The organism is Diaphorobacter sp. HDW4B, assembly GCF_011305535.1.
GTDB lineage: Bacteria > Pseudomonadota > Gammaproteobacteria > Burkholderiales > Burkholderiaceae_C > Diaphorobacter_A.
This window is the reverse complement of sequence record NZ_CP049905.1, coordinates 5,148,520-5,173,564: the sequence shown is the minus strand read 5'-3', so window position 1 is coordinate 5,173,564 and position 25,045 is coordinate 5,148,520. Positions and strand designations below refer to the sequence as shown.

The 25,045-nt window shown below is 60.6% G+C and carries 21 protein-coding genes; 7 read left to right on the top strand and 14 right to left on the bottom strand.

Going from position 1 to position 25,045, the window contains the following annotated elements; translation table 11 throughout:
- The first annotated feature begins 6 nt into the window (after window positions 1-6).
- Window positions 7-720: a sulfite exporter TauE/SafE family protein gene (locus tag G7048_RS23575; protein ID WP_166070466.1), complete on the top strand. Its 714-nt coding sequence runs from the start codon at window positions 7-9 to the stop codon at window positions 718-720.
- Between the two features lie 54 nt (window positions 721-774).
- Here the strand turns inward: G7048_RS23575 and G7048_RS23570 are convergent, their stop codons facing one another.
- The 9 genes from G7048_RS23570 to G7048_RS23530 all read right to left on the bottom strand — a co-directional run bounded on the left by G7048_RS23570 (window position 775) and on the right by G7048_RS23530 (window position 9,550).
- Window positions 775-2,277, bottom strand: a complete 1,503-nt coding sequence (locus G7048_RS23570; RefSeq protein ID WP_166070465.1) for a DUF11 domain-containing protein — start codon at window positions 2,275-2,277, stop codon at window positions 775-777.
- A 209-nt stretch (window positions 2,278-2,486) separates the two neighbouring features.
- Entirely contained in the window at window positions 2,487-3,563 is a 1,077-nt protein-coding gene (bioB, locus tag G7048_RS23565) for a biotin synthase BioB (protein WP_166070464.1), read from the bottom strand.
- A 310-nt stretch (window positions 3,564-3,873) separates the two neighbouring features.
- Window positions 3,874-4,293, bottom strand: a complete 420-nt coding sequence (locus G7048_RS23560) for a PaaI family thioesterase (RefSeq protein WP_166070463.1) — start codon at window positions 4,291-4,293, stop codon at window positions 3,874-3,876.
- 5 nt (window positions 4,294-4,298) lie between these two features.
- Window positions 4,299-4,769 carry a VOC family protein gene (locus G7048_RS23555; protein WP_166070462.1) on the bottom strand — a complete coding sequence of 157 codons (471 nt, stop codon included), beginning with the start codon at window positions 4,767-4,769 and terminating at the stop codon, window positions 4,299-4,301.
- Window positions 4,770-4,864: 95 nt separating this feature from the next.
- Window positions 4,865-5,713 (bottom strand): YdcF family protein, encoded by an 849-nt coding sequence (locus tag G7048_RS23550; protein ID WP_240933091.1) that lies wholly within the window; start codon window positions 5,711-5,713, stop codon window positions 4,865-4,867.
- Between the two features lie 35 nt (window positions 5,714-5,748).
- Entirely contained in the window at window positions 5,749-6,534 is a 786-nt protein-coding gene (locus tag G7048_RS23545; protein WP_166070460.1) for a sulfite exporter TauE/SafE family protein, read from the bottom strand.
- Between the two features lie 54 nt (window positions 6,535-6,588).
- Window positions 6,589-7,344, bottom strand: coding sequence for an enoyl-CoA hydratase (locus G7048_RS23540; RefSeq protein WP_166070459.1), 756 nt, complete (start codon window positions 7,342-7,344; stop codon window positions 6,589-6,591).
- Window positions 7,341-8,546: a CaiB/BaiF CoA-transferase family protein gene (locus G7048_RS23535; protein ID WP_166070458.1), complete on the bottom strand. Its 1,206-nt coding sequence runs from the start codon at window positions 8,544-8,546 to the stop codon at window positions 7,341-7,343. Before G7048_RS23535 ends, G7048_RS23540 begins: the two co-directional genes overlap by 4 nt.
- Before the next feature lie 23 nt (window positions 8,547-8,569).
- Complete coding sequence (locus G7048_RS23530) at window positions 8,570-9,550, bottom strand: tripartite tricarboxylate transporter substrate binding protein (RefSeq protein WP_166070457.1); 981 nt, start codon at window positions 9,548-9,550, stop codon at window positions 8,570-8,572.
- Between the two features lie 272 nt (window positions 9,551-9,822).
- On the opposite strand from G7048_RS23530, the gene G7048_RS23525 reads away from it, so the two are divergent.
- Both G7048_RS23525 and G7048_RS23520 read left to right on the top strand, forming a co-directional pair.
- Window positions 9,823-10,149, top strand: coding sequence for a helix-turn-helix transcriptional regulator (locus G7048_RS23525; RefSeq protein WP_166070456.1), 327 nt, complete (start codon window positions 9,823-9,825; stop codon window positions 10,147-10,149).
- Between the two features lie 17 nt (window positions 10,150-10,166).
- The gene (locus tag G7048_RS23520) at window positions 10,167-11,453 is read left to right on the top strand and encodes a type II toxin-antitoxin system HipA family toxin (protein ID WP_166070455.1); all 1,287 of its coding nucleotides are present in this window, start codon (window positions 10,167-10,169) and stop codon (window positions 11,451-11,453) included.
- A gap of 11 nt (window positions 11,454-11,464) precedes the next feature.
- Here G7048_RS23520 and G7048_RS23515 read toward each other — a convergent pair whose 3' ends face one another.
- Window positions 11,465-12,364, bottom strand: coding sequence for a LysR family transcriptional regulator (locus tag G7048_RS23515; protein ID WP_166070454.1), 900 nt, complete (start codon window positions 12,362-12,364; stop codon window positions 11,465-11,467).
- A 217-nt stretch (window positions 12,365-12,581) separates the two neighbouring features.
- Here G7048_RS23515 and G7048_RS23510 point away from each other — a divergent pair, with 217 nt between their 5' ends.
- Window positions 12,582-13,808, top strand: a complete 1,227-nt coding sequence (locus tag G7048_RS23510; protein ID WP_166070453.1) for a CynX/NimT family MFS transporter — start codon at window positions 12,582-12,584, stop codon at window positions 13,806-13,808.
- A gap of 98 nt (window positions 13,809-13,906) precedes the next feature.
- Window positions 13,907-14,773 (top strand): DUF4240 domain-containing protein, encoded by an 867-nt coding sequence (locus tag G7048_RS23505; RefSeq protein ID WP_166070452.1) that lies wholly within the window; start codon window positions 13,907-13,909, stop codon window positions 14,771-14,773.
- A gap of 113 nt (window positions 14,774-14,886) precedes the next feature.
- Here the strand turns inward: G7048_RS23505 and G7048_RS23500 are convergent, their stop codons facing one another.
- The 4 genes from G7048_RS23500 to scpA are packed head-to-tail and all read right to left on the bottom strand — an operon-like array spanning window position 14,887 to window position 21,739.
- Entirely contained in the window at window positions 14,887-16,935 is a 2,049-nt protein-coding gene (locus tag G7048_RS23500) for an acetyl/propionyl/methylcrotonyl-CoA carboxylase subunit alpha (RefSeq protein WP_166070451.1), read from the bottom strand.
- A 33-nt stretch (window positions 16,936-16,968) separates the two neighbouring features.
- Entirely contained in the window at window positions 16,969-18,501 is a 1,533-nt protein-coding gene (locus tag G7048_RS23495) for an acyl-CoA carboxylase subunit beta (RefSeq protein ID WP_166070450.1), read from the bottom strand.
- A gap of 50 nt (window positions 18,502-18,551) precedes the next feature.
- Window positions 18,552-19,565, bottom strand: a complete 1,014-nt coding sequence (gene meaB / locus G7048_RS23490) for a methylmalonyl Co-A mutase-associated GTPase MeaB (protein WP_166071148.1) — start codon at window positions 19,563-19,565, stop codon at window positions 18,552-18,554.
- 5 nt (window positions 19,566-19,570) lie between these two features.
- On the bottom strand, window positions 19,571-21,739 hold the full coding sequence (scpA, locus tag G7048_RS23485) for a methylmalonyl-CoA mutase (RefSeq protein WP_166070449.1): 2,169 nt from the start codon (window positions 21,737-21,739) through the stop codon (window positions 19,571-19,573).
- 417 nt (window positions 21,740-22,156) lie between these two features.
- Here scpA and G7048_RS23480 point away from each other — a divergent pair, with 417 nt between their 5' ends.
- Together G7048_RS23480 and G7048_RS23475 are read left to right on the top strand one after the other, a co-directional pair.
- Entirely contained in the window at window positions 22,157-22,792 is a 636-nt protein-coding gene (locus G7048_RS23480; protein WP_166070448.1) for a GntR family transcriptional regulator, read from the top strand.
- Between the two features lie 382 nt (window positions 22,793-23,174).
- A complete protein-coding gene (locus tag G7048_RS23475) occupies window positions 23,175-25,025 on the top strand; it encodes a long-chain fatty acid--CoA ligase (protein WP_166070447.1) in 1,851 nt (616 codons plus the stop codon).
- The last annotated feature ends 20 nt before the right edge of the window (window positions 25,026-25,045 follow it).

Here is a 25,045-nt window from a genome sequence, read left to right as displayed (position 1 = left end):
AGCACCATGAGCGCCGAGCAACTGCTCATCGCCGCTGCGACCGTGGCATTTGCCGCCTTTGTTCAGGGCGCGAGCGGATTGGGTTTCGCGCTCATCGTGGCACCCGTGCTCATCATGCTGCAGCCAGAGCTTCTGCCGGTCTGCGTGCTGTTCCTGATGCTGCCGCTGAACGCCTATGTCGCCTGGCGCGAAAAGCACGCCATCGATGTCCGCGGTGTGGGATGGATCGGTCTGGGCCGATTTGTAGGCACCTTCGGCGGACTGGCCGTGCTCGCGTTTCTCAGTGCAAACGCCTTGGCCATCTTCGTCGGCGCATCCACCATCGCGGCGGCTGTCGTGACCTGGTTCATTCCCGCGTTCGCGCCCGGCATCCTCGCCTTTCTCGCCGCAGGGCTGATCACCGGCATCACCGAAACCGCCACCGGCATTGGCGGCCCGCCGCTCGCACTCACGCTGCAGCACCGCCCCGTTGCGGAAATGCGTGCCACGATTGCAGTCTGCTTTCTGGTGGGTGAAGTGATCTCGCTGATCATGCTGTTCCTGCTCGGCAAGATTCAGCCCATGCACCTGCAGGCGACGCTGCAATTGCTGCCCGCACTGGCCGTCGGCATGTTCGCCAGCCGCTTTGTGCACCACCGCATCAACGCGCGGTTCATGCGGTGGTTTGTGCAGGCCTTTGCGATTGTTTCGGGGGCGGTGCTGTTGATCAAGGCGATTTGATCTGGTGAGCAAAACGCGGATCAGATGCCGCGTCACGCTGCCCGCAATTTCGCATCAAGCCGCTCGACGCAGACGCAATCCCAGAACGGCCAGACCTGCCACCATTGCGGAAAGCAGCAGCAGCGCCCATTCGCGAAGCGTAGGCACGGCTGCGGGCTCGCTTGGTGGAGCGACTGCTGCCACGACCGTGTTGAACGTCGCCTGATTATTGGCCGCGTTGGTGTCTGAATAGCCGCTCGGCGGCGCAATGTTGGCGGTGTTGCTCAAGGTGCTGGCGACTGTTCCCGCCATCACCTTGCCGTTGATGCTGTAGACCACCGAGCCGCCTGCGGGCAGATTCACGGAATCGCTCACTGCGCCCGATCCACTGGGTGCGCATGTTGCACCGCCAGTGGCCGTGCAAGTCCATTGCAGGTCCTGCAGTTGTGCGGCCAAAGTGCTCGTCAGGCTGGCCGCCGTGGCAGGTGTGGGGCCTGCGTTGGTGGCAGTGAGGGTATAGGCCACGTTCGCGCCGGGGAGCACAGGGCCAGCCGTGCCGGTCAGGGTGACCGCGAGGTCCGACACCTGGGAGATGGTTGCGGTATCGGTGGCGGTGTTGTTGGCCAAATTGGTTTCCAGCAATCCGTCCTGGGCAGTCACCGTGGCGGTATTGGACAGGGTTCCGCTCGCGCTGGATGCGAGTGTGCCGCTCACGGTATATGTCACGCTGCTGCCCACTGGCAGCGCCACGGCGTCATTGATGTTGCCACTGCCCGATGCGCTGCACGCAGCACCACCAGCGCCCACGCATGTCCACGTCACGCCGCTGAGGCTGGCTGGCATGGCATCGGCCACCGTGGCATTGGCCGCATCGGGGCCTGCGTTGCTTGCCGTGATGGTATAGGTCACGTTGCCACCAGTAGCCACCGTGGGAGTACTGCGAGACTTGGTGATGGCAAGATCGGTGCTGGCCTGAAAGAGCTGCAATTGCAGGCGCCCTGCAGGCAACGCACCTAGCAATTGATGGGAGGAGTCGAGAAACCGCACGGGAGGTCTCGATGTGTAGCCCCCAGCGCTGAAGTTACCCGTATACATCCTGAAGTTGACCATTCTGGGCGTATCTTCAGTAAACGCGCCGATCAGGTACTTGCGGTTTGGCAGCAGCGTAATCGGCATGAAATCCGAAGAGCGTCGCCAGGCAAAATCGGCGTTGCTGGACGATGTGAAGCTTTCTTGCGGGCTGACCCATACCATCTGTCTTCCACTCCAATCTCCCGAATTCAGGTAATTTCCATTGTCCGGTCCGTTGTCATAGATGAAAAACGACAACTTGAAATTCGGCAGGTATGGGCTGCCTGCAGGCGTATAGGAGGCGGCCATATAGCTCATGGCCTTGATGGCAACCGGGCTCGCGCCCGTGACCACGGTCGTTGAAATGCCGCCTGTGGTGAAGTTGGTGATCGGAGCTCCGCTGGAGCCGGGATCGTTGAAAAACTGTGCATGCGCCACGAACGGCATCAGCGCAAAGACAGAGAATCCAAGTTGAAACTTCGCTCGTATTGAATGTGTCAGGTTCATTTGAAATCTGCTGATGGTCGCAGCCCATTGCAGTGAGAAGGTTGCACCCAGCACAACCTTGCAATGTCACCAATGGCAATTTTCATATTCTATTCAAGGCTTATCGTGAATAGTAAATTGCAAACATGCTTTGTCAAATGATCACATTTGCAAGAATTCAAATGGCGGTGATGAAGGCGAGTTGGTTGTCCATCTCGCCTTTTTGGAGGTCATTCGCCGATGGTCGTTTTGCCTGAAGTCCGCAACCCCAGCTTCGCAATCAAGCGCGCATCATCCGACGCCTCGGGGTTTCCAGTGACCAGCAGTTTGTCGCCGTAGAAAATCGAATTCGCCCCCGCCATGAAGCACAGTGCCTGCACGGCCTCGCCCAATTGCTGGCGGCCTGCCGACAAACGCACGCGGGCCTTGGGCATGGTGATGCGGGCGACGGCGATCACGCGCACGAAGTCGAGAGGATCGACCGGGTCGCTGTCGGCCAGCGGCGTGCCGGGCACGCGCACCAGACTGTTGATCGGCACGGACTCGGGATAAGGCTGCAGATTGGCGAGTTGAGCGATCAAGCCCGCGCGGTGAACCACTTCTTCCCCCATGCCGATGATGCCGCCGCAGCAGACGCTGATGCCCGCATCGCGCACGGCCTGCAGAGTGTTCAGCCGGTCCTGGTACTGGCGGGTGCTGACCACGTCGGTGTAGTACTCGGGCGCGGTGTCGAGGTTGTGGTTGTAGTAGTCCAGACCCGCGCCCTTGAGTGCGTCGGCGTGGTGTGGCTCCAGCATGCCGAGGGTGGCACAGGTCTGCATGCCCAGGCCCTTGACGGCAGAGATGAGTTCGCTGACTTTCTCGATGTCGCGATCCTTCGGCGCACGCCACGCGGCGCCCATGCAAAAGCGCGCCGCACCGGCGTCCTTGGCGGCTTGCGCGGCGGCGGTCACCTCTTGCACGCTCATGAGTTTCTGGGCTTTCACGCCTGTGTCGAACTCTGCCGATTGCGGGCAGTAGCCGCAGTTTTCGGGGCAGCCGCCGGTCTTCACCGACAGCAAGGTCGCCAGCTCGATATCGCCTTCCGGCCAATGCGCGCGGTGTACGGATTGGGCGCGCCAGAGCAAGTCCATGAACGGCATGTCCAGCAATTGCTGAATGGCTTCGACGCTCCAGACTTTGGCGGGCTCGTCCAGCGACAGGGCCGCACGCGCCTTGGTGAAGAACTGCACATGCTGCTCCTGCACGACAACGGCGCTTGCGTTGCTGTCTTGCGTGGATTGTGGGGCGGTGGTGTTGCTGCTCATCGTCTTTTCTCCTGAGAACCTGATGGGCCGCGATTGTGGAAGTGTGTTGTTGCGCTGAGAAGACCCCGGGCCGCAAATTGTGGGATTGAAATGGGTGCTGTTTACTCCTGCCAAATAGGCAGTGAATTGAACGAACTTGCGTGCTTGTTGGGCGACGTTCCGCGACGTTGAAAATGCCTTGTTCAAATGCGTGCAATGACGATGCATCGTCGTTCAACACCGCTGATTTCTGCCGCACAGATGTCTGGAGATGGACGAAAAAAAGCCCCGACCAGCGGGGCATCAGTAACGCAAACCGTTGATTTGGCAGTTATTTCGGCACCGGATACAGAATCATCTGCGTGCAGCGGAACATCACCATCGTCTTGCCGGTTTCGCGGTGTTTGACTACGGCATCCCAGACTTGCGTCGTGCGACCCGCATGAACGACCGTCGCCACGCATTCAACCGTGCCTTCTCGTGCGGTCGAGAGATGGTTGGACTTCAACTCGATGGTGGTGAAGCCTGTTGCGCCCTCGGGCAACATGGAGCGGCAGCCGTAGCCGCAGGACGTGTCGGCCAACGTGACCAGGCTGCCCGCATGCAGGTAGCCATTGGGTGCCATCAGTTCGGGGCGCACCGGCATTTCGGTGCGGATTTCACCGCGTTCGGCGTGAATGGTGCGGATTCCGAGCAGGCTGGGCAAGCCACCCTCGCTCGCGGTGTTGATCTGATCGACGAGGCTGGACATGCCGTTCAACCCAGTGCTGCGATCACGTCGGCAGGAGCCTGCACCAGCTCGATCAGCACGCCCTCGCCCGCAATCGGAAACTCGTCGTTGCTCTTGGGATGCAGAAAGGTGATGTCATAGCCCGCAGCGCCGGGACGAATGCCACCGGGTGCAAAGCGCACGCCCTTGGCCGTCAGCCATTCCACGGCCTTGGGCAGATCGTCGATCCACAGGCCGATGTGGTTCAGCGGCGTGGTGTGCACGGCGGGCTTCTTGTCGATGTCCATGGGCTGCATGATGTCCACTTCCACCTTCATCGCGCCCTTGCCCATCGCGAGAATGTCTTCATCCACGTTCTCGCGCTCGCTCTGGAAGGTGCCGGTCTGCTCCAGACCCAGCATGTCCACCCACAGCTTCTTCATGCGCGCCTTGTCCGTGCCGCCGATCGCTACTTGTTGAATTCCCAGAACGCGGAAAGGACGTTGTTCGCTCGCCATTGAAAAGTACTCCTTGGATTGAATGAATGTCTCTTGAAAACCGGGCGCTGGACGGACTTTGTGCAACGCCACCTGCGCCCTATTTTCCGCGCTTTTCAGAACTCGCGAAGAACCCAACTGCTTGCCACCGCAAAATACTCGCGCAGCCAGGCATTGAAGCGGATCGACAACGGCGTGGGAGCGCCGACCGTGTGGGCGTTTTTGAGGCCCACCTTGTCCGCAATCCATTGCGCGCGCGGGGTGTGGAAATCGCTGGTCACGATGGCGATGGAGCTGTCTGCAGACAGATTGCGCGCCGCAAGCAGATCCATGCTCAGTGACAGATTCAAGGCGGTGCTGGTGCTGCGCTCTTCCATGATGAGACGCGTGGGCGCGATGCCGTGGCGTTGCTCCAGATAGCGGGCCATGATGCGGCCTTCGCTTTCGGTCTCGCCGAAATCGACGCCGCCGCTGGTGGCGATCAAGGCGTTTGGCTGAGACTTGGCGAGCGCTGCGGCCACATCCAGTCGATGCGCGAGCGTTTGCGACGGTTGGCCATCGCGCGTGGCGCTGCCGAGGACGATGATGGCATCCACCGGCTGCTGTGTTTTTTCGGAATGCATTTGCTGCGCGATGCGCAGCCAGAAGACGAGCAGGCTGATCAGCCAGAGCACGAACAGAATCCAGCCCCATCGCCAGAGTCGGCGCAGAGTGGAATGTCTTGCCAGAGTTTGCGAAATTCGCTGTCGCCAGATGAGCATGGCGAGCAGCACGGCACCGATCACTGCCGGCACGAGAATGCCGACATTGAACATGCCGTATCCCATCAGCACCACGGCATCGCCAAGCAGCAGCACGCCGATCACGCCACACAGCACACGCAGCCACAGCGGTTGAAGAATGCTTGGGGAAGAACGGTTGGTGGAACGGGTCAACGGCACGGTGCGGAGAGCTTGGAGCGGCAAACCAAGCATTCTCCTTCATCCGTCAAAAACGCCCCTCAAAGCAGAATGCGCACGCCCGCCACCAGCAGGCAGATCGAGAACACACGCTTGAGTGTCGCCACCGGCAAGCGGTGCGCGAGCATCGCTCCGACGCGCGTGAAAACGATGGAAAGCAAGGACACCGCCAAGAACGCGGGCAGGTAGACATAGCCGATGCTGTATTGCGGCAGACCTGGCGCGTTCCAGCCTGAAATCACATAGCCGACCATGCCCGCGATGGCCAGAAAGAAGCCGCAGGCGGATGCTGTGCCGACGGCGGTTTTCATCTCCACATTGCCCCATGTGAGATACGGCACGACCATGCTGCCGCCGCCCACACCCACAATCGCTGAAACCCAGCCGATGACGGCGGAGACGAGCGAGACGCCCATGCCATGCGGCAGATCGCGGCCCGGCTTGGGTTTGAGCGAAAACGCCATCTGCACGGCCAGCAGAATCAGAAAGACGCCAAAGCCGATCTTGAGTGCGTGGCTGGGAAACAGTCCCGCCATCAAGCCGCCGATGACCGCGCCCACGACGATGCCCGGAGCCATGCGCCGCGCCAGCGCCACGCTGATGGAGCCCAGCCGGGAATGCGACCAGGCGGACGACAGCGACGTGACGGCAATCGTTGCCAGACTGGTGCCGAGGGCGAGATGCACCAGATGCTGCTCGGGGAAATGGTTCAGGTGAAAGAGATACAGCAGGCCAGGCACGACCACCTGCCCTCCTCCCACGCCCAGCATGCCCGCAAGCAGCCCCGCGCCAATGCCCAGCGCCACGTACACCAGCAAAGTCTCCATCACCCGTCCTCTCTTTCGTTGTTGTCGATGGACCGGAATCTGGAAGCGACAGGATCAGCTTTTGATGAAGCCCGCCACCCCGCTGCGAAACGCCGCGCTGCCGTAGACCGATTCGACCAGATCATCGTCATGCAGATCATTGTCCACGACGATGCGGCGCAGGCTCTCCTTCACGGCGGCCTGCGTGGTGCCGGAAAGCGCCATCAGCTTGTCTGCCAGTTGCTGCGATTCGTCGATCAGCGTTTCGGCACTCACGATGGATTGCACAAAGCCGCAGTTCAGCGCTTCGTCCGCGTTCAGATAATCGGCCAGCAGCAGCATGCGTTTGACGCGCGGAATGCCCAGCGCCGCAGCCATCCGCGCCATGTTGCGCGACGAAAGCGTGTTCGACAGCGTTTTCGCAATCGGCGCACCAAAGCGCGATTTCGGTGTGCAGATGCGGAAGTCGCACGCGGTCGCCAGCGCCAGCCCGCCGCCCACGGCCCAGCCGTCGATCACAGCGATGGTGGGGAAGCAGATGCGCTCCACCGCGTCGATCACACGCTCGACAAAGGCTTCATATTCGATGCCTTGCTTGCCATCGGTGAAGTCCTTGAAGTGCGAAATGTCGGTGCCCGAGATGAACGACTTGCCACCCTCACCTTGCAACAGCACGCAGCGCACGCGCTCGTCGGCCTGCGCGCTGGCGATGCATTCGAGCAGCGCTTCGTACATCGCCGCAGTCATCGCGTTGTGCCGCTCGGGTCGGTTCACGCGAATCCATGCAGCGCCCGAGGCATCGACGTTCAGCGAAACGGCTTCTGCTGTCATGCGTCTACCTTTTCGCGTGCTGTGCGTTCGGCCAATTCGGCAAGGATTTCCTCGTTGTGCTCGCCCAGCAGCGGCGGATGGCGGCGCACCTGTTGCGGCGTGCCCAGCATCTTGACGGGGAAGCCGATGTTCTTGACCTTGCCTTCGATGGGATGGTCGATCTCCATGCACATCTTGCGGTGCGTGCCGTGCTCGCCCTCGAATGCTTCGGGATAGCTCAGGATCGGGCCTGCGGGAATGCCTGCGGCCAGCATCAAGTCAACCCACTCGGCGCTGTCCTTCTTGGCGAATTCCTGCTCCAGCGTGTCGATCAGCACCTCGCGGTTTTTCAGGCGCAGCGGCACGGTCGCAAACTGCTCGTGCTGCAGCAGGTCGGGCCTGTCGATCAGCTCGCACAGTTTGGCCCAGAGCTTCTGGTTGGTCGCGCCCATGACGAAGTAGTCGTCGCGCGCCTTCACGGCCTGATAAGGCGCGCTCATCTTGTTGCTGGTGCCCAGCGGCGCGGGCGGCACGCCGGTGCCCCAGTATTCCGACATGTCCCAGACAGAGAACGCCATCACCGAATCGAACAGCGACGCATCGATATGCTGGCCCTGCCCCGTGCGCTGCGCGCCAATGTAAGCCGAAAGCAGGCCATAGGTCGCAAACAGCGCGCAGCCGATGTCGGCCACCGGCACACCCGCCTTCACCGGCTTTTCACCCTTGTAGCCGGTCACGCTCATCACGCCGGACATGGCTTGCGCCATCAGATCGAAGCCAGGACGCTTGGCCCATGGCCCACTCTGGCCAAAGCCGGAGATGCTCACGTAGACGATCTTCGGGTTGATCGCCTGAATGGTTTCGTAGTCCACCTTCAAGCGCTGCACCACGCCAGGGCGGTAGTTCTCCACGATCACATCGGCGGTCTTGGCAAGTTCGTAGAAGGTCTCGCGGCCCTCTTCGCTTTTCAGATCCAGCGTGATCGAGCGCTTGTTGCGGTTCATGTTCAGAAAGCCCATGCTGTCCGGGCCCTTCATCTTGAAGCCCATCGCGCCGCGCGTCTGGTCGCCTTCGGGCGGTTCGACCTTGATCACATCCGCGCCCAGATCGGCCAGCAGCATGCAGGCAAACGGCCCGGCCATGACCTGGCTGACATCGAGCACGCGAATGCCTGCAAGTGGGAGGTTCGCAGCGGCGGTGGGTTTGTGGGTGGCTTGGTTCATTGCTTGGCTCCTGACGATGTCGTTCAGCTTTCTTCGGTGACGTTGGCGGCGCGCACGACCTCGCCCCACTTCTTGTATTCGGACTGCATGAAGGCCGCGAACTTCTCGACCGAGCCGCCGCCGCCCTCCACGCCATAGCCGTCGAACCGACCAATCACATCGGGCATGGCGAGCACCTTGTTGATGTCGGCGTTGATCTGCTGCGCCAGTTCCTTGGACATGTCGCGCGGGCCGACGACGCCGTACCAGCTCGACGCATCAAAGCCCTTGAAGCCCTGCTCGTCCATGGTCGGCACGCCCGGAAAACCCTTGGCGCGATTCACGCGGGTCTGCACGATGCCCTGCATCTTTCCGCTCTTTACCTGCTGGGCTGCAGCCGTCATCGTGTCGAAGCTGAAATCGATCTGCCCGCCGAGCAGATCGGTCTGCATGGGGCCGGAGCCCTTGTAGGGCACATGAATGGTCTTCACGCCCGCAGCCATGTTGAACATCTCGGCGGCGAGATGCTGCACCGAGCCCGTGCCCGACGAGCCAAAGCTGATCTTGCCGGGGCCCTTCTTGCAGGCGGCAACTACGTCCTGAATCGACGCGTATTTCTCCTTGCTGCCGGTAACGAGGATGTGCGGCGTCGCGCCGATAAGCCCAATCGGTGCGTAGTCCTTGAGCGGGTCGTAGGTGATGCTCTTGAAGATCTGCGGCGAGATGGCATGTGTGTTCACATGCGCCATCAGCAGGTTCACGCCATCGTTGAACTTGGTCTTGGCGAAGAAATCGGCGCACAGCGCACCGGTCGCGCCGGGCTTGTTTTCCACGATGACCGGGCGGCCCCAGATCTCGGAGAGCTTCTGCCCGACGATGCGCGCAAACACATCCGTGCCGCCTCCCGGTGCCCAGCCCACAAAGATCTTGATCGTGCCCTTGGGCAGATCGGCCGCAGTGGCCGAGCCAGCCCATGGTGCGGCGAATGCGGCTGCGCTGGCTGCAATGAAATGACGGCGTTGCATGGTGTTCTTGTCTCCTGTAGCTTGTGGGTTCAACCTTCGTTGGTGCGACCAATGTCGCCCAGCGGCGATTTGCCAGCAAGGATGTAAACAACATGCCAGATTTCGTGATTTGCGAAATCAGTAACTCAGGTGAATTTATCGTTCATATTTGAATTCTTATTCAAAATAATCGCTCTGATATGAGCGTTTATTGTAAATTCAACCATGAATGCCTATAATCATTCAGATTAGAGCGCTTGAGGCGTTCAAGAAGTCATATCTGGATGCTTATCATGAATACCGCCACCAATCTTCCCGTAGACAGAGCCATCGCAGCCCTCGGCAAGAGCGTCGAGCTGGCGCGCAAGCGCCGTGGTCTGTCGCAGGCCGATCTGGCGGCGCGCATGGGGGTGTCGGTCAGCACGGTGCGGCGCATGGAAGACGGCCATCCCGGAATGGCCCTGCAGCACTTGGCCAGTGCCCTGCAGGTGTTCGGCGAGCTGGAAAAGCTGCAATTGCTGCTGGACACCGCGCAGGACTCGGTCGGCCTGAGCCTCATGGATGCCGAGCTGCCCGAGCGCATCCACAGCAAGCGCCGCAATGCGCCCAAGGCGTTCTGAGAACGAGGCTTTAGAGCATGGTCACGAACATCAAAACCGAAATCGACGTCTGCCTGGGCAAGGTCGGCATGCCCGTGGGCAAGCTCGTGTTCGTGCGCAACGGACCGCGCATGTTCACCCAGTTCGCCTACTTTCAGGACTGGCTGGACGAGAAGGAGGCGTTCAACATCTCGCCCGATCTGGCGATGACGCCCATCTACCAGACGCGCAAGCCGCCGACCAAGGAGGACTCGCAGTTCTTCATGGCCTTGGGCGACACCGAGCCCGATGCCTGGGGCCGACGCGTCATCGCACGCGCGCATGCCAAGCGGCGTCAGGAAGATCCGTCGCTGGGCGCGCTGACCGAGCTTGATTACCTCTGCGCGGTCGATGATTTCAGCCGCATGGGCGCTTTGCGTCTGCGCGACAGCCGGGGCGGTTTTCTGCAGTCGGTACCGGCGGGCAAGCGCAAGACGCCGCCGTTGATCGAGCTGGAGAAAATGCTGGCCTCTTCGCAAGCCGTGGAGCTGGGCCGGGAAACCGCCGAAGACCTGAAATATCTGCAAGGCAAAGGCACGTCGCTCGGCGGCATGCGGCCCAAATGCAGCATGCTGGACGAGCAGGGATTTCTGGCGATCGGCAAGTTCCCCAGCGTGCAGGACGAGCGAAACGTCACGCGCGCCGAAGTGCTGGCACTCCAACTCGCGAAGCTGGCAGGCATTCACGCGGCCGACGCGCATGTCACCATGGTCCACGACACGCCGGTCGCCATCATCCGCCGCTTCGATCGTGGCGAGCAGGATTCGCGCATTCCCTATATCTCGGGCGCGACCCTGCTGCAGGCCAGCCGCTTGGACGAGCATGCCTACACAGAACTGCTCGACCAGATGAAAGGCGCCTGCGCCGACTACGTGAGCGACGCGCGACAACTGTGGCGACGTCTGGTGTTCAACCACCTGATCACCAACGTGGACGACCATCTGCAGAACATCGGCTTTCTCTACATGGGCCACAACCAATGGCAGCTGTCACCCGCGTTCGACATCAACCCCATGCCGGACAAGGACCGCGAATCCAAGACCTGGTTGAGCGAGGACACCGGCCCCATCACCAGCATGCAGCAGTTGATGAGCCAAGCGCCGCGCTTTTCGCTCAACAAGGAACAGGCCACCGCCGTCGTGCAGGAGGTGTTGACCGCCGTGCTGCAATGGCGCGCTGTCGGTCAATCCGCCGAAGTCGGCATGACGAAGCAGGAACTCGATGCGTTTGCACTGGCCTTCGAGCATCCCGAACTGGACGCGGCCAAAAAGATCGCGGGCCGCTGACTCGACACGATCTAAGTTGCCATCGCAACGCCGGGCAGCAACTCGCTCACCACATTGCGCAGCGTCTCGTGCTGCGCCTGCCCTTCGATGAACGACAGCATGTAGCTGCGTTCATGCCAATCGCCGTCGAGCGGCGCACTGACGAGGTCGGCCTCCGGATGCAGGCTTTGAAAGATGTCCGGCGGCATCAGTCCCACGCCAATGCCTTCGCGCACCAGAGCGAGCATGGAGTCGAAACCGCTTACCGTGAAATCGTTGCGGAACACCCGCCCGCGACTTTGGTGCGCGCGGTGCAGCGACGCAAGAATCGCCGAGCCGCGACCCAGCGTGATGATGGGCAACTCGATCAGTTGCTCCACGCTCAGCGCGCTGCTCGGCAACTCGAAATGCTGGCGGCTGTAGATCACCTCCAGATGATCCTGCCGGTAGTCGAAGCGCGGCAGGTCGATGAAGCCGCTGGTCTTTTCATAGATGCCGATGTCGATCACCTTGTCGCGCAGCAGCTTCTGAACGATACGGCTGTTCTCCTCGACGATCTGCAACACGATGCCCGGATACTTGCGCTGGATGCCCGCAATCTCGCGCGCCAGAAATGGAATGATCGCCGACTTGGGCGCGCCGATGATCACGCGGCCCTCGCGCCCATATCTCACCGCCTGCGCATCGCCCACCAGACGCTGCGTGAGGTTGTCGATCTGCCGAATGTGCGAGAGCAGCTTGGTGCCCGCCTCCGTCACCTTCACGCCATGCGGTTGGCGCTTGAACAGCTTCACGCCAAGCTGCGCCTCCAGATCGCTCACGCGTTTGGAGGCCGCCGCGACAGCCAGCCCAAGCCGATCCGAGGCGCGCGAAATGCTGCCTTCTTCGGCAATGGCGATGACCAGGCTCACGGTCGTGGTGTCGAACTTCATGGATGAAACACAGAATTCCAGAAACAGAACAATGGCGCGCGCGAACCGCTGCGCCCTCGGGATTGTCGCCGTTGTGCGAGGCCCTACGCCGCCAGTCGCTTAACCTTATGGCGGCAGAAGCTGGGGAATCCCATAGGCTCTCGTGTGCAGCTGGCATCGAAGCCACCCTAAAAGCTCCACAAGCCCCATTCGCGCCAACGCGCAAGAGACGAATTGCATGACAACCAAGAACAACGTTGCACCGCCGCCCTCACCCGCATCCGCACCCACCGCCAGCACGGGCCTTGATACGCTGGCCATCACACTGGTCATCATCGCCGGCGTTGTCTCTGCTCTGCATGTAGGCAAGGCTCCCATCGCCGTGCCGCAGATGCAGCAGGAGTTCAACCGCAGCCTCGCGGGCCTGAGCTGGGTGATGTCGGTCTTCCCCATCGTCGGCATGATCGGCGGCCTGATCGCCGGGATTCTCGTGCAGCGTCAAGGTGATCGATCCATGCTCATTCTGGGCCTGGTGATTCTCGGCGCAGCCAGCATGGCGGCGGTCGCTCTGCCCTCCTGCGGCTGGCTGATCACCACGCGCGTGGTCGAAGGCCTGGGCTTTCTGCTCATCGTCGTGGCCGCACCGGCAGTGCTCAACCGGCTGACACCGCCCGAGCGCCGCCTCATCGTGTTCGGCATCTGGAGCTGCTTCATGGGCGCAGGCATTTCGCTGTCGATGCTGCTCGGTCCCGTGCTGGGCGACTGGCATGTACTCTGGATCGTCGACGGTGCACTCGCGCTGCTGATCGCATTCGGCGTGGCCTTGAAAGTTCGCCCCGCCGCCAGCAACAAAAATCAAGCGCTGAGCATGCCCACCAGCAAAGAAATCTGGAGCGTAGCAGGTTCTCCCGCGCCGCTGTTTCTGGCCCTCGCATTCGGAGCCTACAACCTGCAGTTCTTCGCCTTCATGAGCTTTCTGCCCAGCTTTCTCATGGAGCATGCCCATCTCACCTTGCCCCAGGCAGGCATCGCCGCAGCCATCACCGTGGCCGCCAATATGTTCGGCAACCTGCTAGCAGGCTGGAGCCTGCAACGCGGCGCGCGGCCTGCCGTGCTTTTGGCTTTCACATTCGCCATCAACGGCGTGCTGGGATCACTCATCTACCTCGCACCACTCAGCGCCTGGGCCTTGATTGCCCTGTGCGTGATCTTCTCCGCCATCGCAGGCATCATCCCCGGCACCTGCATCGCCACCGCCCCACGCATCGCGCCGAAGCCTGCGTTGGCGGCATTGAGTCTCGGTGTGCTCATGCAGGGCAACTACCTTGGGCAGGTGGTGGGCCCAGTCATGTTGGGAGCATTGATGGCCAGTTGGGGATGGGCCGCAGCCGGCGGGCAGATTGCGGTGGCTGCGGTGTTTGGGGTGGCGTTGGCTGTGGGGTTTCAGAAAGCGCGACGGGCGTAGATGATAAAAACGCTCTATCTCCACACATTGCTCTTTCTAGAATTGCATCTATTCGTTAAAGTACCTATCGGTTTAAATGCAATATGAGAGTGATCTGAATGGTCAATAAGCGCACAACACTTCTATGTTTTTGCTTGATTTCTCTTGTTGCTTGCAGTCATGATGTAAACGTTAATTTAGCCACTAAAACCATGTCTGAAATTCGTTTTTGGAGTTTGATCGAACAAGCAAAAGGTTCAGGCGGCGACTTGGAGCATGCGCATCGACTGACTAGACTTTTGGTGCAGTTGCAACCAACAGAAATTATCGAATTTCAAATTCTCCTTGATCAATTCCACTCCAAAGCCTCCTTGGGAGATCTTTGGGCTGCTGGTGCGCTGCTCAACAATGGACACGCAACGGATGATGGATTTGAGTACTTTCGTTACTGGCTGATTGCTCAAGGTGAGCAAAGATATCTACGTGCACTGAGTAATCCCGACTCGCTTGCAGATCTGCATGATGCGACAAAAGATAAAGAGCAATCAAATGCAGAATGGGAGTCATATGGCGCAGCACCATATCAGGCTTACTTGACCACGACTGGAAAAAATATCCATGCAGCAGTCCAACAACAGTTGACTCAAGGTAATAAGCGATTTCCTACAAGCTCTTTCAATCTGGAAAGCTATCCTGACGACGATATAAAAAAACGCCTGCCACGTCTGTGGAAAAAGTACGGAATGAAAGCAACAGAGAGTGCCTCGTTGCAAGCCTCTTCTGATTTGCAGACGATTGAAATTGCGGGTCTTGGGCGCGTTTCAGTGGGTGACTACTTGACTCACAAGAAACTGGGCGCAGGCAAGGTCGTAAAGCTAATCGACGATGGCAGCCATGTAACCGGCATTCTGGTCTTTGGCGACAACGAACGCCCAATGCTCCTATCCGGTGATTTCTCCAAGTTTTGGGTGACTGGACGACCATAGCCCAACGGAGCACCTTATACATAAAAATGCCGGACGGCCTCACAGCCTCCGGCATTTCTTGCTTATCGCGCCAGTTCAAAAATCAAACCGGCGCAGCGTCGATCACCTGACGATCACTCGAACTCGATGATCACTTGATCCACGGCCAGCGATTCGCCCTTGCCTGCGATCACCTTGCTGACCACGCCGTCTTGCGCGGCGAAGAGGATGTTTTCCATCTTCATGGCTTCGATCACTGCCAGCTTTTCACCTGCCTGAATCTTCTGGCCAGGCTGCACTGCCACGTCGACCAGCAGGCCGGGCATGGGCGAGAGCAGGAACTTGGACATGTCTGGCGGTGCCTTGAAAGGCATGAGCTTGTGCAGCTCAGCGCCCAAGGGCGACAGCACCAGTGCGTCGATCTGCGTGCCGTTGTGGATCACGCGCAGGGCCAGCGGGTTCTTGGCGGTGCCGCGTTCGACTTGGGCGGTGAACGCCTGGCCGTTGCACTCGCCTTGCACGCGGATGTCGCCCAGACCGGCGGTGCTGGTGATGGCGTAGGTCTTGCCGTTGACGGTCACGGTGCTGGAGCGCTTTTCCAGATCGTAGTCGGTGACTTCGATCGGGAAGTGCTTGTTGTCACCCGTTGCGCCGAGCACGACGACGGTGAACTTGGCACCCACTTGCACTTCGTGGCCGGTCAGCTGGCCGCTGATGCCGGAAGCGCGTGCGCGGTAGCGACGGTTCATGTAGCCAGCCAGCGCGACGAGGAAGTCGGGATCGGCGTGAGGCACGTCTTCGGCGTGGAAGCCGTTGGCGTAGTTCTCGGCGATGAAGCCGGTGTTGAAGTCACCCGTCACGAACTTGGGATGCGCGAGCAGCGCGGCCTGGAAAGGAATGTTCGAGCTGATGCCGCGAATCACGAAGCCGTTGAGGGCTTCGCGCATCTTGGTGATGGCGTCGTTGCGGTCCTTGCCGTGCACGATGAGCTTGGCGATCATCGAGTCGTAGTACATCGGGATCTCGCCGCCTTCGTACACGCCGGTGTCCACGCGCACGCCATCCTTGATGCCGGCTTCGGACTGGAACATGTTCTGCTCCGGTGGCTGGAAGCGCACCAGACGGCCCGTCGATGGCAGGAAGTTGCGGAACGGGTCTTCCGCGTTGATGCGGCACTCGATCGCCCAGCCTTCACGCTTCACGTCGGCTTGCGCGAAGCTCAGCTTTTCGCCAGCGGCCACGCGGATCATCTGCTCGACCAGGTCGAGGCCGGTGATGCATTCCGTCACCGGGTGCTCCACCTGCAGACGCGTGTTCATTTCGAGGAAGTAGAAGTCCTGGTCCTTGCCGACCACGAATTCCACGGTACCTGCGGATTGGTACTTCACGGCCTTGGCCAGTTGCACGGCCTGCTCGCCCATGGCCTTGCGAGTCGCGTCGCTGATGAACGGCGATGGTGCTTCCTCGATCACCTTCTGGTGACGGCGCTGGATCGAGCACTCGCGCTCGTTCAGATAAATCACGTTGCCGTGCGAGTCGCCCAGCACCTGGATTTCGATGTGGCGCGGCTCCTGAACGAACTTCTCGATGAAGATGCGGTCATCGCCAAAGCTGTTGCGTGCTTCGTTCTGGCAGGACGCGAAACCTTCGTGCGCTTCCTTGTCGTTGAACGCCACACGCAGGCCCTTGCCGCCGCCGCCGGCCGAAGCCTTGATCATCACGGGATAGCCAATGTTCTTGGCGATTTCCACGGCTTGGTCCGGGCCAGCGATGGCATCGTTGTAGCCAGGAATGGTGTTGACCTTGGCTTCGTTGGCCAGCTTCTTGGAAGCGATCTTGTCGCCCATCGCAGCGATGGAGTGCGACTTGGGACCGATGAAGGCAATGCCCTCTTCTTCGCAACGCTTGGCAAAGCCTTCGTTTTCCGACAGGAAGCCGTAGCCGGGGTGCACAGCCTGTGCGCCGGTCTGCTTGCAGGCTTCGATGATTTTCTCGCCCAGCAGATAGGACTCGCGGCTGGGCGCTGGGCCCAGGCGAACGGCCTCGTCGGCCAGCTTGACGTGACGCGCTTCCTTGTCAGCGTCGGAATAGACCGCCACGGTCTTGATGCCCATCTTGCGGGCGGTGGCGATCACGCGGCAGGCGATCTCGCCGCGGTTTGCGATAAGAATCTTGGTAAACATTTCAACAATCTCCGTGCGTACTTGCTGTTCTTCTTAGAGCGGGATGTTCCCGTGCTTGCGCCACGGATTCTCAAGCTGCTTGTTCTTGAGCATCGAGAGCGAACGGCAGATGCGCTTGCGGGTTTCGTGCGGCTGGATCACGTCGTCGATGAAGCCGCGTGCACCTGCCACGAACGGGTTGGCGAAACGTTCCTTGTATTCGGCTTCGCGGGCGGCGAGCTTCACGGGATCGTTCTTGTCTTCGCGGAAGATGATTTCCACGGCGCCCTTGGCACCCATCACAGCGATTTCTGCATGTGGCCAAGCCAGATTCACGTCACCGCGCAAGTGCTTGGAGGCCATCACGTCGTACGCGCCGCCGTAGGCCTTGCGGGTGATGACGGTGATCTTCGGCACGGTGCATTCGGCGTATGCGTACAGCAGCTTGGCGCCGTGCTTGATGATGCCGCCGTACTCTTGTGATGTACCGGGCATGAAGCCTGGCACGTCCACGAAAGTGACGACCGGGATGTTGAACGCATCGCAGAAACGCACGAAACGTGCGGCCTTGATGGAGCTCTTGATGTCGAGACAGCCGGCCAGCACCAGCGGCTGGTTGGCGACGATGCCGACGGTCTGGCCTTCCATGCGCGCAAAGCCGATGATGATGTTCTTGGCGTATTCGGGTTGCAGCTCGAAGAAGTCGCCATCGTCCACCGTCTTGACGATGAGTTCCTTCATGTCGTACGGCTTGTTCGCGTTTTCAGGAACCAGCGTGTCGAGGCTCAGGTCAGCGCGGTCGGCCGGGTCGCGGCTTGGGCGAACCGGTGGCTTTTCCTTGTTGTTGAGCGGCAGGTAGTTGTACAGGCGACGCAGCATCATCAGTGCTTCGACGTCGTTCTCGAAGGCCATGTCGGCCACACCGCTCTTGGACGTGTGCGTCACCGCGCCGCCGAGTTCTTCGGCAGTCACTTCTTCGTGCGTCACTGTCTTCACGACTTCAGGGCCGGTCACGAACATGTAGCTCGAATCCTTGACCATGAAGATGAAGTCGGTCATCGCGGGCGAGTACACCGCACCGCCAGCGCAGGGGCCCATGATCATGGAGATCTGCGGCACCACGCCCGAAGCCATCACGTTCTTCTGGAACACGTCGGCATAGCCGCCGAGCGAGGCCACGCCTTCTTGAATGCGCGCACCGCCCGAGTCGTTCAGGCCGATCACCGGAGCGCCGACCTTCATGGCCTGGTCCATGATCTTGCAGATCTTCTCAGCGTGCGTTTCCGACAGCGCGCCGCCGAACACGGTGAAGTCCTGGCTGAACACGAAGACCAGACGGCCATTGATCATGCCGTAGCCGGTGACCACGCCGTCGCCGGGGATCTTGGTGTCTTCCATGCCGAAGTCCGTGCAGCGGTGCTCCACGAACATGTCCCATTCTTCGAACGTGCCGTCGTCCAGCAGCAGCTCGATGCGTTCACGCGCGGTGAGCTTGCCCTTCTTGTGCTGGGAGTCGATGCGCTTTTGGCCGCCTCCGAGTCGCGCGAGTTCGCGCTTTTTTTCCAGTTGCTCAAGGATGTCTTGCATGGTCGCTTCTTTCAGTGAAATACCGTGAGAGATGGCAATTGAGAGATTATTCAGATGGTTGTGTCTTGTGCCGCAAGCAAGGCGCGTGCGGCAGTCGATGCGGCGACGCGGCCCGCGGCCACGTCGGATTGCATTTGGGGCAGCAGCCCGCGCACTTGCGGGTGGCTGCGGAAGGCTTGCTTGAGACCGAAGTCGATGCGCTCCCACATCCACGCCAGCGATTGCTTTTCGCGGCGCAGTTGCAGCTTGCCGTTGTTGGTTTGCAGGCGTTTGAATTCATCGACGGCGTTCCAGAAGCTGTCCACGCCATCGCCCTTCAAGGCGCTGATCTGCACCACGCGGGGCTGCCACAGCAGCTCGTTGTGATGCGCGTGATCGGGGTTGCCGTGCATGCCGAGCAAACGCAGGCTCGATGTGATCTGCGCCTGCGCGCGCGTTGCCGCGTGGGGGTCGATGTCGGCCTTGTTGATCACCACCAGATCGGCGATTTCCATCACGCCCTTTTTGATGGCTTGCAGGTCGTCACCAGCGTTCGGCAGTTGCAGCAGGCAGAACATGTCCGTCATGCCGTGCACCGCGATTTCGCTTTGGCCGACGCCGACGGTTTCGATGATCACCACATCGTAGCCCGCCGCCTCGCAGACCAGCATGGACTCGCGCGTCTTCTCTGCCACACCGCCCAAAGTGCCACTCGAAGGGCTTGGGCGAATGTAGGCATTCGGGTTGACGGAGAGATGCTCCATGCGCGTCTTGTCGCCCAGAATCGAGCCACCGGACACCGTCGATGAAGGATCGATCGCCAGCACCGCCACGCGCAGACCCTTGCCGATCAGGTACAGCCCCAGCGTTTCGATGAACGTGGATTTGCCCACGCCCGGAACGCCGCTGATGCCCAGTCGGAACGACTTGCCGGTGTGCGGAAGCATGGCGGTCAGCAGTTCATCGGCCTGCGCACGATGATCGGCGCGGGTCGATTCCAGCAGTGTGATGGCCTTGGCCATGGAACGCCGCTGCACTGCCGGATTGCCCTGCAGAATGCCGTTCAACAACTCCTGTGGAGTCATGCCGGTCACGCAGCCTGTGCCTTGCGGATCTGCTCCAGCACATCCTTCGCGCTGGCCGGAATCGGTGTGCCGGGGCCATAGACGCCCTTCACACCCGCGCCGTACAGGAAGTCGTAGTCCTGCGCAGGAATCACGCCGCCGACGAAGACGATGATGTCGTCAGCGCCTTGCTTCTTGAGCTCTTCGATGATGGCAGGAACCAGCGTCTTGTGGCCTGCAGCCAGCGTGGAAACACCGACAGCGTGCACGTCGTTTTCAATCGCCTGGCGAGCGCACTCTTCCGGTGTCTGGAACAGCGGGCCCATGTCCACGTCGAAGCCCAGATCGGCAAACGCGGTGGCAACCACCTTGGCGCCACGGTCGTGACCGTCCTGGCCGAGCTTGGCGATCATCACGCGTGGGCGGCGGCCCAGGTCTTCGGCGGCGGTGTTGATTTCGCCCTTGAGCTTGTCCCAACCTTCTGCGGAGTCATAAGCAGCAGCGTACACACCGGTCACCTTTTGTGTATCGGCACGATGGCGGCCGAATTCCTTTTCGAGCGCGTCGGAGACTTCACCCACGGAAGCGCGCAGGCGGATGGCCTTGATGGCCAGATCCAGCAGGTTGCCCTGGCCGGACTTGGCGGCTTCGGTCAGCGCAGCCAGTGCGGCTTGCACGGCCTTGTCGTCGCGCTTGGCCTTCATGTCGTTCAGGCGCTTGATCTGGTTGTCGCGCACCTTGACGTTGTCCACTTCAAGGATGTCGACCTTGTCTTCCTTGGCCAGCTTGTACTTGTTTACGCCGACGATCACGTCCTTGCCGGAGTCGATGCGCGCCTGCTTTTCAGCGGCGGCGGCTTCGATCTTCAGCTTGGCCCAGCCGCTGTCCACGGCCTTGGTCATGCCGCCCATTTCTTCGACTTCTTCGATGATCTTCCACGCGGCATCGGCCATGTCCTGCGTGAGCTTTTCCATCATGTAGGAGCCAGCCCATGGATCGATCACGTTGGTGATGTGGGTCTCTTCCTGAATGATGAGCTGCGTGTTGCGGGCGATGCGGGCGCTGAACTCGGTGGGCAGTGCAATCGCTTCATCCAGCGCGTTGGTGTGCAGCGACTGCGTGCCGCCGAACACGGCTGCCATCGCTTCAATCGTGGTGCGCACGACGTTGTTGTACGGGTCCTGCTCGGTGAGCGACCAGCCGGAGGTCTGGCAGTGCGTGCGCAGCATCAGGCTCTTGGGCTTCTTGGCACCCGTACCCTTCATGATGCGGCACCACAGCAGACGGGCGGCGCGCATCTTGGCGATTTCCAGATAGAAGTTCATGCCGATCGCCCAGAAGAACGAGAGGCGGCCCGCGAATTCATCCACGTCCATGCCCTTGGCGATGGCGGTCTTCACGTATTCCTTGCCGTCCGCCAGCGTGAACGCGAGTTCCAGCGCCTGGTTGGCACCGGCTTCCTGCATGTGATAGCCCGAGATCGAGATCGAGTTGAACTTGGGCATGTTCTTGGCCGTGTACTCGATGATGTCGCCGATGATCTTCATCGACGGCTGCGGCGGGTAAATGTAGGTGTTGCGCACCATGAACTCTTTCAGAATGTCGTTCTGAATGGTTCCGGAGAGCTTGTCCTGGGAAACGCCCTGCTCTTCCGCTGCCACCACGTACCCGGCCAGCACGGGCAGCACAGCGCCGTTCATGGTCATGGAGACGGAAACCTTGTCCAGCGGGATCTGGTCGAACAGGATCTTCATGTCCTCGACCGAATCGATTGCCACACCGGCCTTGCCGACGTCGCCCGTCACGCGAGGATGGTCGGAGTCGTAGCCACGGTGCGTAGCCAGGTCGAACGCCACGGAAACGCCCTGACCACCCGCAGCCAGTGCCTTGCGATAGAAGGCGTTGGATTCTTCAGCGGTGGAAAAACCTGCGTACTGGCGGATCGTCCATGGGCGCACGGCGTACATCGTGGCCTGCGGGCCACGGATGTAGGGCTCCATGCCCGGCAGCGTGTTGGTGTATTGCAGACCGCTGATGTCTTCCTCCGTGTACAGCGGCTTGACCGAAATGCCATCCGGCGTGATCCAGTTCAGTGCCGACACGTCGCCATTGGGCGCGGACTTGGCGGCGGCTTTGTGCCAGTCTTCCATACTGGGAGCGGCAAAGTTGTCTCGGGGTTTGGATGCGTCGGTCATGGCAATGGAGTCTTTGGAGGAAGTTGGATGGCTACCTGAAGGGTGTGCCAAATTTCGTTATGCAAAAAGACGTAGCGAATTCATAATTATTGATCCAAAATTTTGAATTCAGCGTAAATTGTCATATCTTTGTCGGAAATTCAGATCACGGGAATGTCGCGAAGGTGATTCATGTAAACCATGATTTTTCGGAAATCACGTTTACGTAAACGTCAATTCTAGCCACTGATCCGCGACTTTTATCAAAAACTGCAGGCTTGTTTGTTGACAGGCCGAACAACACCGCTACTGCTCTCGAACAAAAAAGATCGGTTTCGAGCGCGGTCGCGACTGTTGCACAAGTTTCTTACAGCCCGCCTTACAACCGCATTGTCTTTGTCGACTACGCCTGCCTCCCCTAGAATCTCGCCCCTACCTATGAGCATTGCCACCCTTTCTCCCCGCGCGTTGTACGAAGAAGTTGCCGAATTGCTGCGCCAGCGGATCTTTTCGGATGAGCTTGCGCCCGGCAGCTGGATCGACGAGGCGAAGATCGCGGAGGAATTCGGCATCAGCCGCACGCCGCTGCGCGAGGCGCTCAAGGTGCTGGCCTCCGAAGGCCTGATCACCATGAGGGTGCGGCGCGGTGCCTGGGTGACCGAGGTCACGCACGAGGACATGAAGCAGGTCTACCACCTGCTCGCCCTGCTGGAGAGCGACGCCGCCGCCTGGGTCGCCGAATTTGCCAGCCCCGTGCAACTGGCCGAATTGCATGGTCTGCATGCCGAGCTGGAACAGGCCACGCTTGATCGCAAGAAATTCTTCGGCATCAACGAGCAGTTCCACATGCGGATTCTCGAAGCCACCAAGAACAAATGGCTGTTCCAGATGGTGCAGGACCTGCGCCGCGTGATGAAGCTCAGTCGCCACAACTCGCTGCTCAAGTCCGGCCGCATTTCGCATTCGCTGGAAGAGCACGCCATCATCATGGCCGCGTTCGACGCGCACGACCCCGAAGCCGCGCGCAAAGCCATGCAGACGCATTTCATGCAAGGCTTGAACGCGGCCGGTTGAAACAACAGGTTTCCCCGACTTCAAACAGCGGACCTTCGAAGCGCAGCGAGCCCTCGAATCACCAGCCCCAACGCAGAGACAGGGCCTGAGACGAGGCGTGCCGACGCTGACAGTACTCTCGTACGGCAAGGAGGCACAACGAAGGATCAGGCCCTGTCTCTGCGCGCCAGCAGGGTTAGCCAATCGAAGCCGCAGGCTTCGCCCCTACCGAAATTCTTTTGTTCCAGACTGAAACCTGGGTGACTCAAACGGGCGCGGGTTTTCCCTTCTATGGGTAAGATGTTTGGCTTCGATGCAAGCATGTGAGCCGGTTTGAGGTCGGCACCGTTCCTTTCAATGGGTGAACCGCATGCCTGCCGCCGTCTCCCTCACTGGTTGCTGCATGAATTCGCCTGTCACTGAACTACAAGACGTCCATACCCTTCCAGCCTTGTTCGCCACCCGCGTGCGCCTGACTCCCGACGGCGAAGCCTATCGCCAATGCGATGCGCACGGAGATTGGAAAAGCCTGACCTGGCGCGAAACCGAATCCGAGATCGCCCGTTTCTCCCGCGCTCTGGCCATGACCGGCCTGCCGGAAAAATCGCATGTTGCCATCCTGCTGCCCAATGGCCTGAACGCCATGTGCATCGACCAGGCCGTGATGGCCACTGGCTGCGTGCCCGTGCCGCTGCACGCCATCGACAACCCCGGCAGCATCGCCTACATCCTGAACGACGCGGAAGTCGCGCTGCTGGTGCTCACCGACAGCGCGCAATGGCAGCACATCGCCGACGCCTGCGAGAGCTTCCCCCACCTGCGCGGCGTGGTCATCGCCACGGGTGAAGCCATTCCCGCGGCGGGCGACAAACCATCGCACCAGATTCCCGTCGCACCGCTGGACGAGTGGTTGGCCGCCGCGCCTGCAAGTCAGCCTCTGCCACCACCGCCAGCCCCGGACGATCTGGCCGCCATCGTCTACACCAGCGGCACCACCGGCAAGCCCAAGGGCGTGATGCTCACGCATGGCAATGTGATCGCGGACGTGAAGGCGGTGATGCAGCGCATCTCGCCCGTGGCGTCGGACGTTTTCCTGTCGTTCCTGCCGCTTTCGCACACCTTCGAGCGCACGGGTGGCTACTACCTGCCCATCGCCTCGGGCAGTTGCGTGGTCTACGCGCGCTCGGTCGCGCAGATCGCGCAGGACATGTTGATCGTCAAGCCCACGATTCTGGTGTCCGTACCGCGCATCTACGAACGCGTGCATGCCAAGCTGCTTGAAATGCTGTCGTCGTCGGGCTTCAAGATGCAGCTCTTTCAGGCCGCGCAAACCGTGGGCTGGCGCAAGTTCTGCGCTGCGCAAGGCCTGCCCGCGCCCAAGGAAGATGGCGACGACACTGGCGGCTGGATGCGCGCCCTGCCCTGGCCGCTCTTGCGTGCGCTGGTGGCCAAACCGCTGCTCGAAAAATTCGGTGGCCGCGTGCGCGTGGCGGTCAGCGGCGGCGCACCACTGTCGCCGAGCATCGCCAAATGCTTTCTGGGCCTCGGCCTGCCGCTGATTCAGGGTTATGGCATGACGGAGACCACGCCTGTCGTGTCCGTCAACACGCTGACTGACAACGACCCGTCCACCGTGGGCCGCGCCCTGCCCGGCGTCGAAGTCCGCATCGGCGAAAACCGCGAGTTGCAAGTGCGCGGCCCCATCGTCATGAAGGGCTACTGGAAGCGCCCCGAAGACACGGCGCGCATTCTGGCGGAAGACGGCTGGCTCGGCACGGGTGATCAGGCCGAACTCGTGGACGGTGGCCGCATCCGCATCCTTGGCCGCATCAAGGAAATCATCGTCACCTCCACCGGCGAAAAAGTGCCGCCGGGCGATTTGGAAATGGCGATCACCGCCGATCCGCTGTTCGCGCAGGCGTTTGTAGTCGGCGAAAACCGCCCGTTCATTGCCTGCGTCGCATCGGTGAACGACGAGAAATGGCGCAAGTTGGCCGTTGATCTGCAACTCGACCCGGAAGACCCTGCCAGCCTGGGCAAGCCCGCCGTGGAAAAGGCCGCGCTCGATCGCATCGCCAAGCAGACCACCAGCTTTGCGCGCTATGCCGTGCCCCGCGCCATCCACCTGACGCGCGAGGCCTGGACCATCGAAAACACCTTCATGACGCCCACGCTCAAGCTCAAGCGCAACAACCTGATGGGCTACTACGGCGAAGCCATCGACGCGATGTATAACAAGCCTGCGCCGCGCTGATCCATTCGTTCTGTTCGTTC

Coding starts and splice junctions, on each gene's coding strand:
- G7048_RS23520 (WP_166070455.1), top strand. CDS start 10,167: ATGGTCACGAACATCAAAACCGAAATCGACGTCTGCCTGGGCAAGGTC.
- G7048_RS23505 (WP_166070452.1), top strand. CDS start 13,907: ATGGTCAATAAGCGCACAACACTTCTATGTTTTTGCTTGATTTCTCTT.
- G7048_RS23560 (WP_166070463.1), bottom strand. CDS start 4,293: ATGTCCAGCCTCGTCGATCAGATCAACACCGCGAGCGAGGGTGGCTTG.
- G7048_RS23525 (WP_166070456.1), top strand. CDS start 9,823: ATGAATACCGCCACCAATCTTCCCGTAGACAGAGCCATCGCAGCCCTC.
- meaB (WP_166071148.1), bottom strand. CDS start 19,565: ATGACTCCACAGGAGTTGTTGAACGGCATTCTGCAGGGCAATCCGGCA.
- G7048_RS23555 (WP_166070462.1), bottom strand. CDS start 4,769: ATGGCGAGCGAACAACGTCCTTTCCGCGTTCTGGGAATTCAACAAGTA.
- scpA (WP_166070449.1), bottom strand. CDS start 21,739: ATGACCGACGCATCCAAACCCCGAGACAACTTTGCCGCTCCCAGTATG.
- G7048_RS23500 (WP_166070451.1), bottom strand. CDS start 16,935: ATGTTTACCAAGATTCTTATCGCAAACCGCGGCGAGATCGCCTGCCGC.
- G7048_RS23495 (WP_166070450.1), bottom strand. CDS start 18,501: ATGCAAGACATCCTTGAGCAACTGGAAAAAAAGCGCGAACTCGCGCGA.
- G7048_RS23545 (WP_166070460.1), bottom strand. CDS start 6,534: ATGGAGACTTTGCTGGTGTACGTGGCGCTGGGCATTGGCGCGGGGCTG.
- G7048_RS23510 (WP_166070453.1), top strand. CDS start 12,582: ATGACAACCAAGAACAACGTTGCACCGCCGCCCTCACCCGCATCCGCA.
- G7048_RS23480 (WP_166070448.1), top strand. CDS start 22,157: ATGAGCATTGCCACCCTTTCTCCCCGCGCGTTGTACGAAGAAGTTGCC.
- G7048_RS23515 (WP_166070454.1), bottom strand. CDS start 12,364: ATGAAGTTCGACACCACGACCGTGAGCCTGGTCATCGCCATTGCCGAA.
- G7048_RS23540 (WP_166070459.1), bottom strand. CDS start 7,344: ATGACAGCAGAAGCCGTTTCGCTGAACGTCGATGCCTCGGGCGCTGCA.
- G7048_RS23535 (WP_166070458.1), bottom strand. CDS start 8,546: ATGAACCAAGCCACCCACAAACCCACCGCCGCTGCGAACCTCCCACTT.
- G7048_RS23570 (WP_166070465.1), bottom strand. CDS start 2,277: ATGAACCTGACACATTCAATACGAGCGAAGTTTCAACTTGGATTCTCT.
- G7048_RS23575 (WP_166070466.1), top strand. CDS start 7: ATGAGCGCCGAGCAACTGCTCATCGCCGCTGCGACCGTGGCATTTGCC.
- G7048_RS23530 (WP_166070457.1), bottom strand. CDS start 9,550: ATGCAACGCCGTCATTTCATTGCAGCCAGCGCAGCCGCATTCGCCGCA.
- bioB (WP_166070464.1), bottom strand. CDS start 3,563: ATGAGCAGCAACACCACCGCCCCACAATCCACGCAAGACAGCAACGCA.
- G7048_RS23475 (WP_166070447.1), top strand. CDS start 23,175: ATGAATTCGCCTGTCACTGAACTACAAGACGTCCATACCCTTCCAGCC.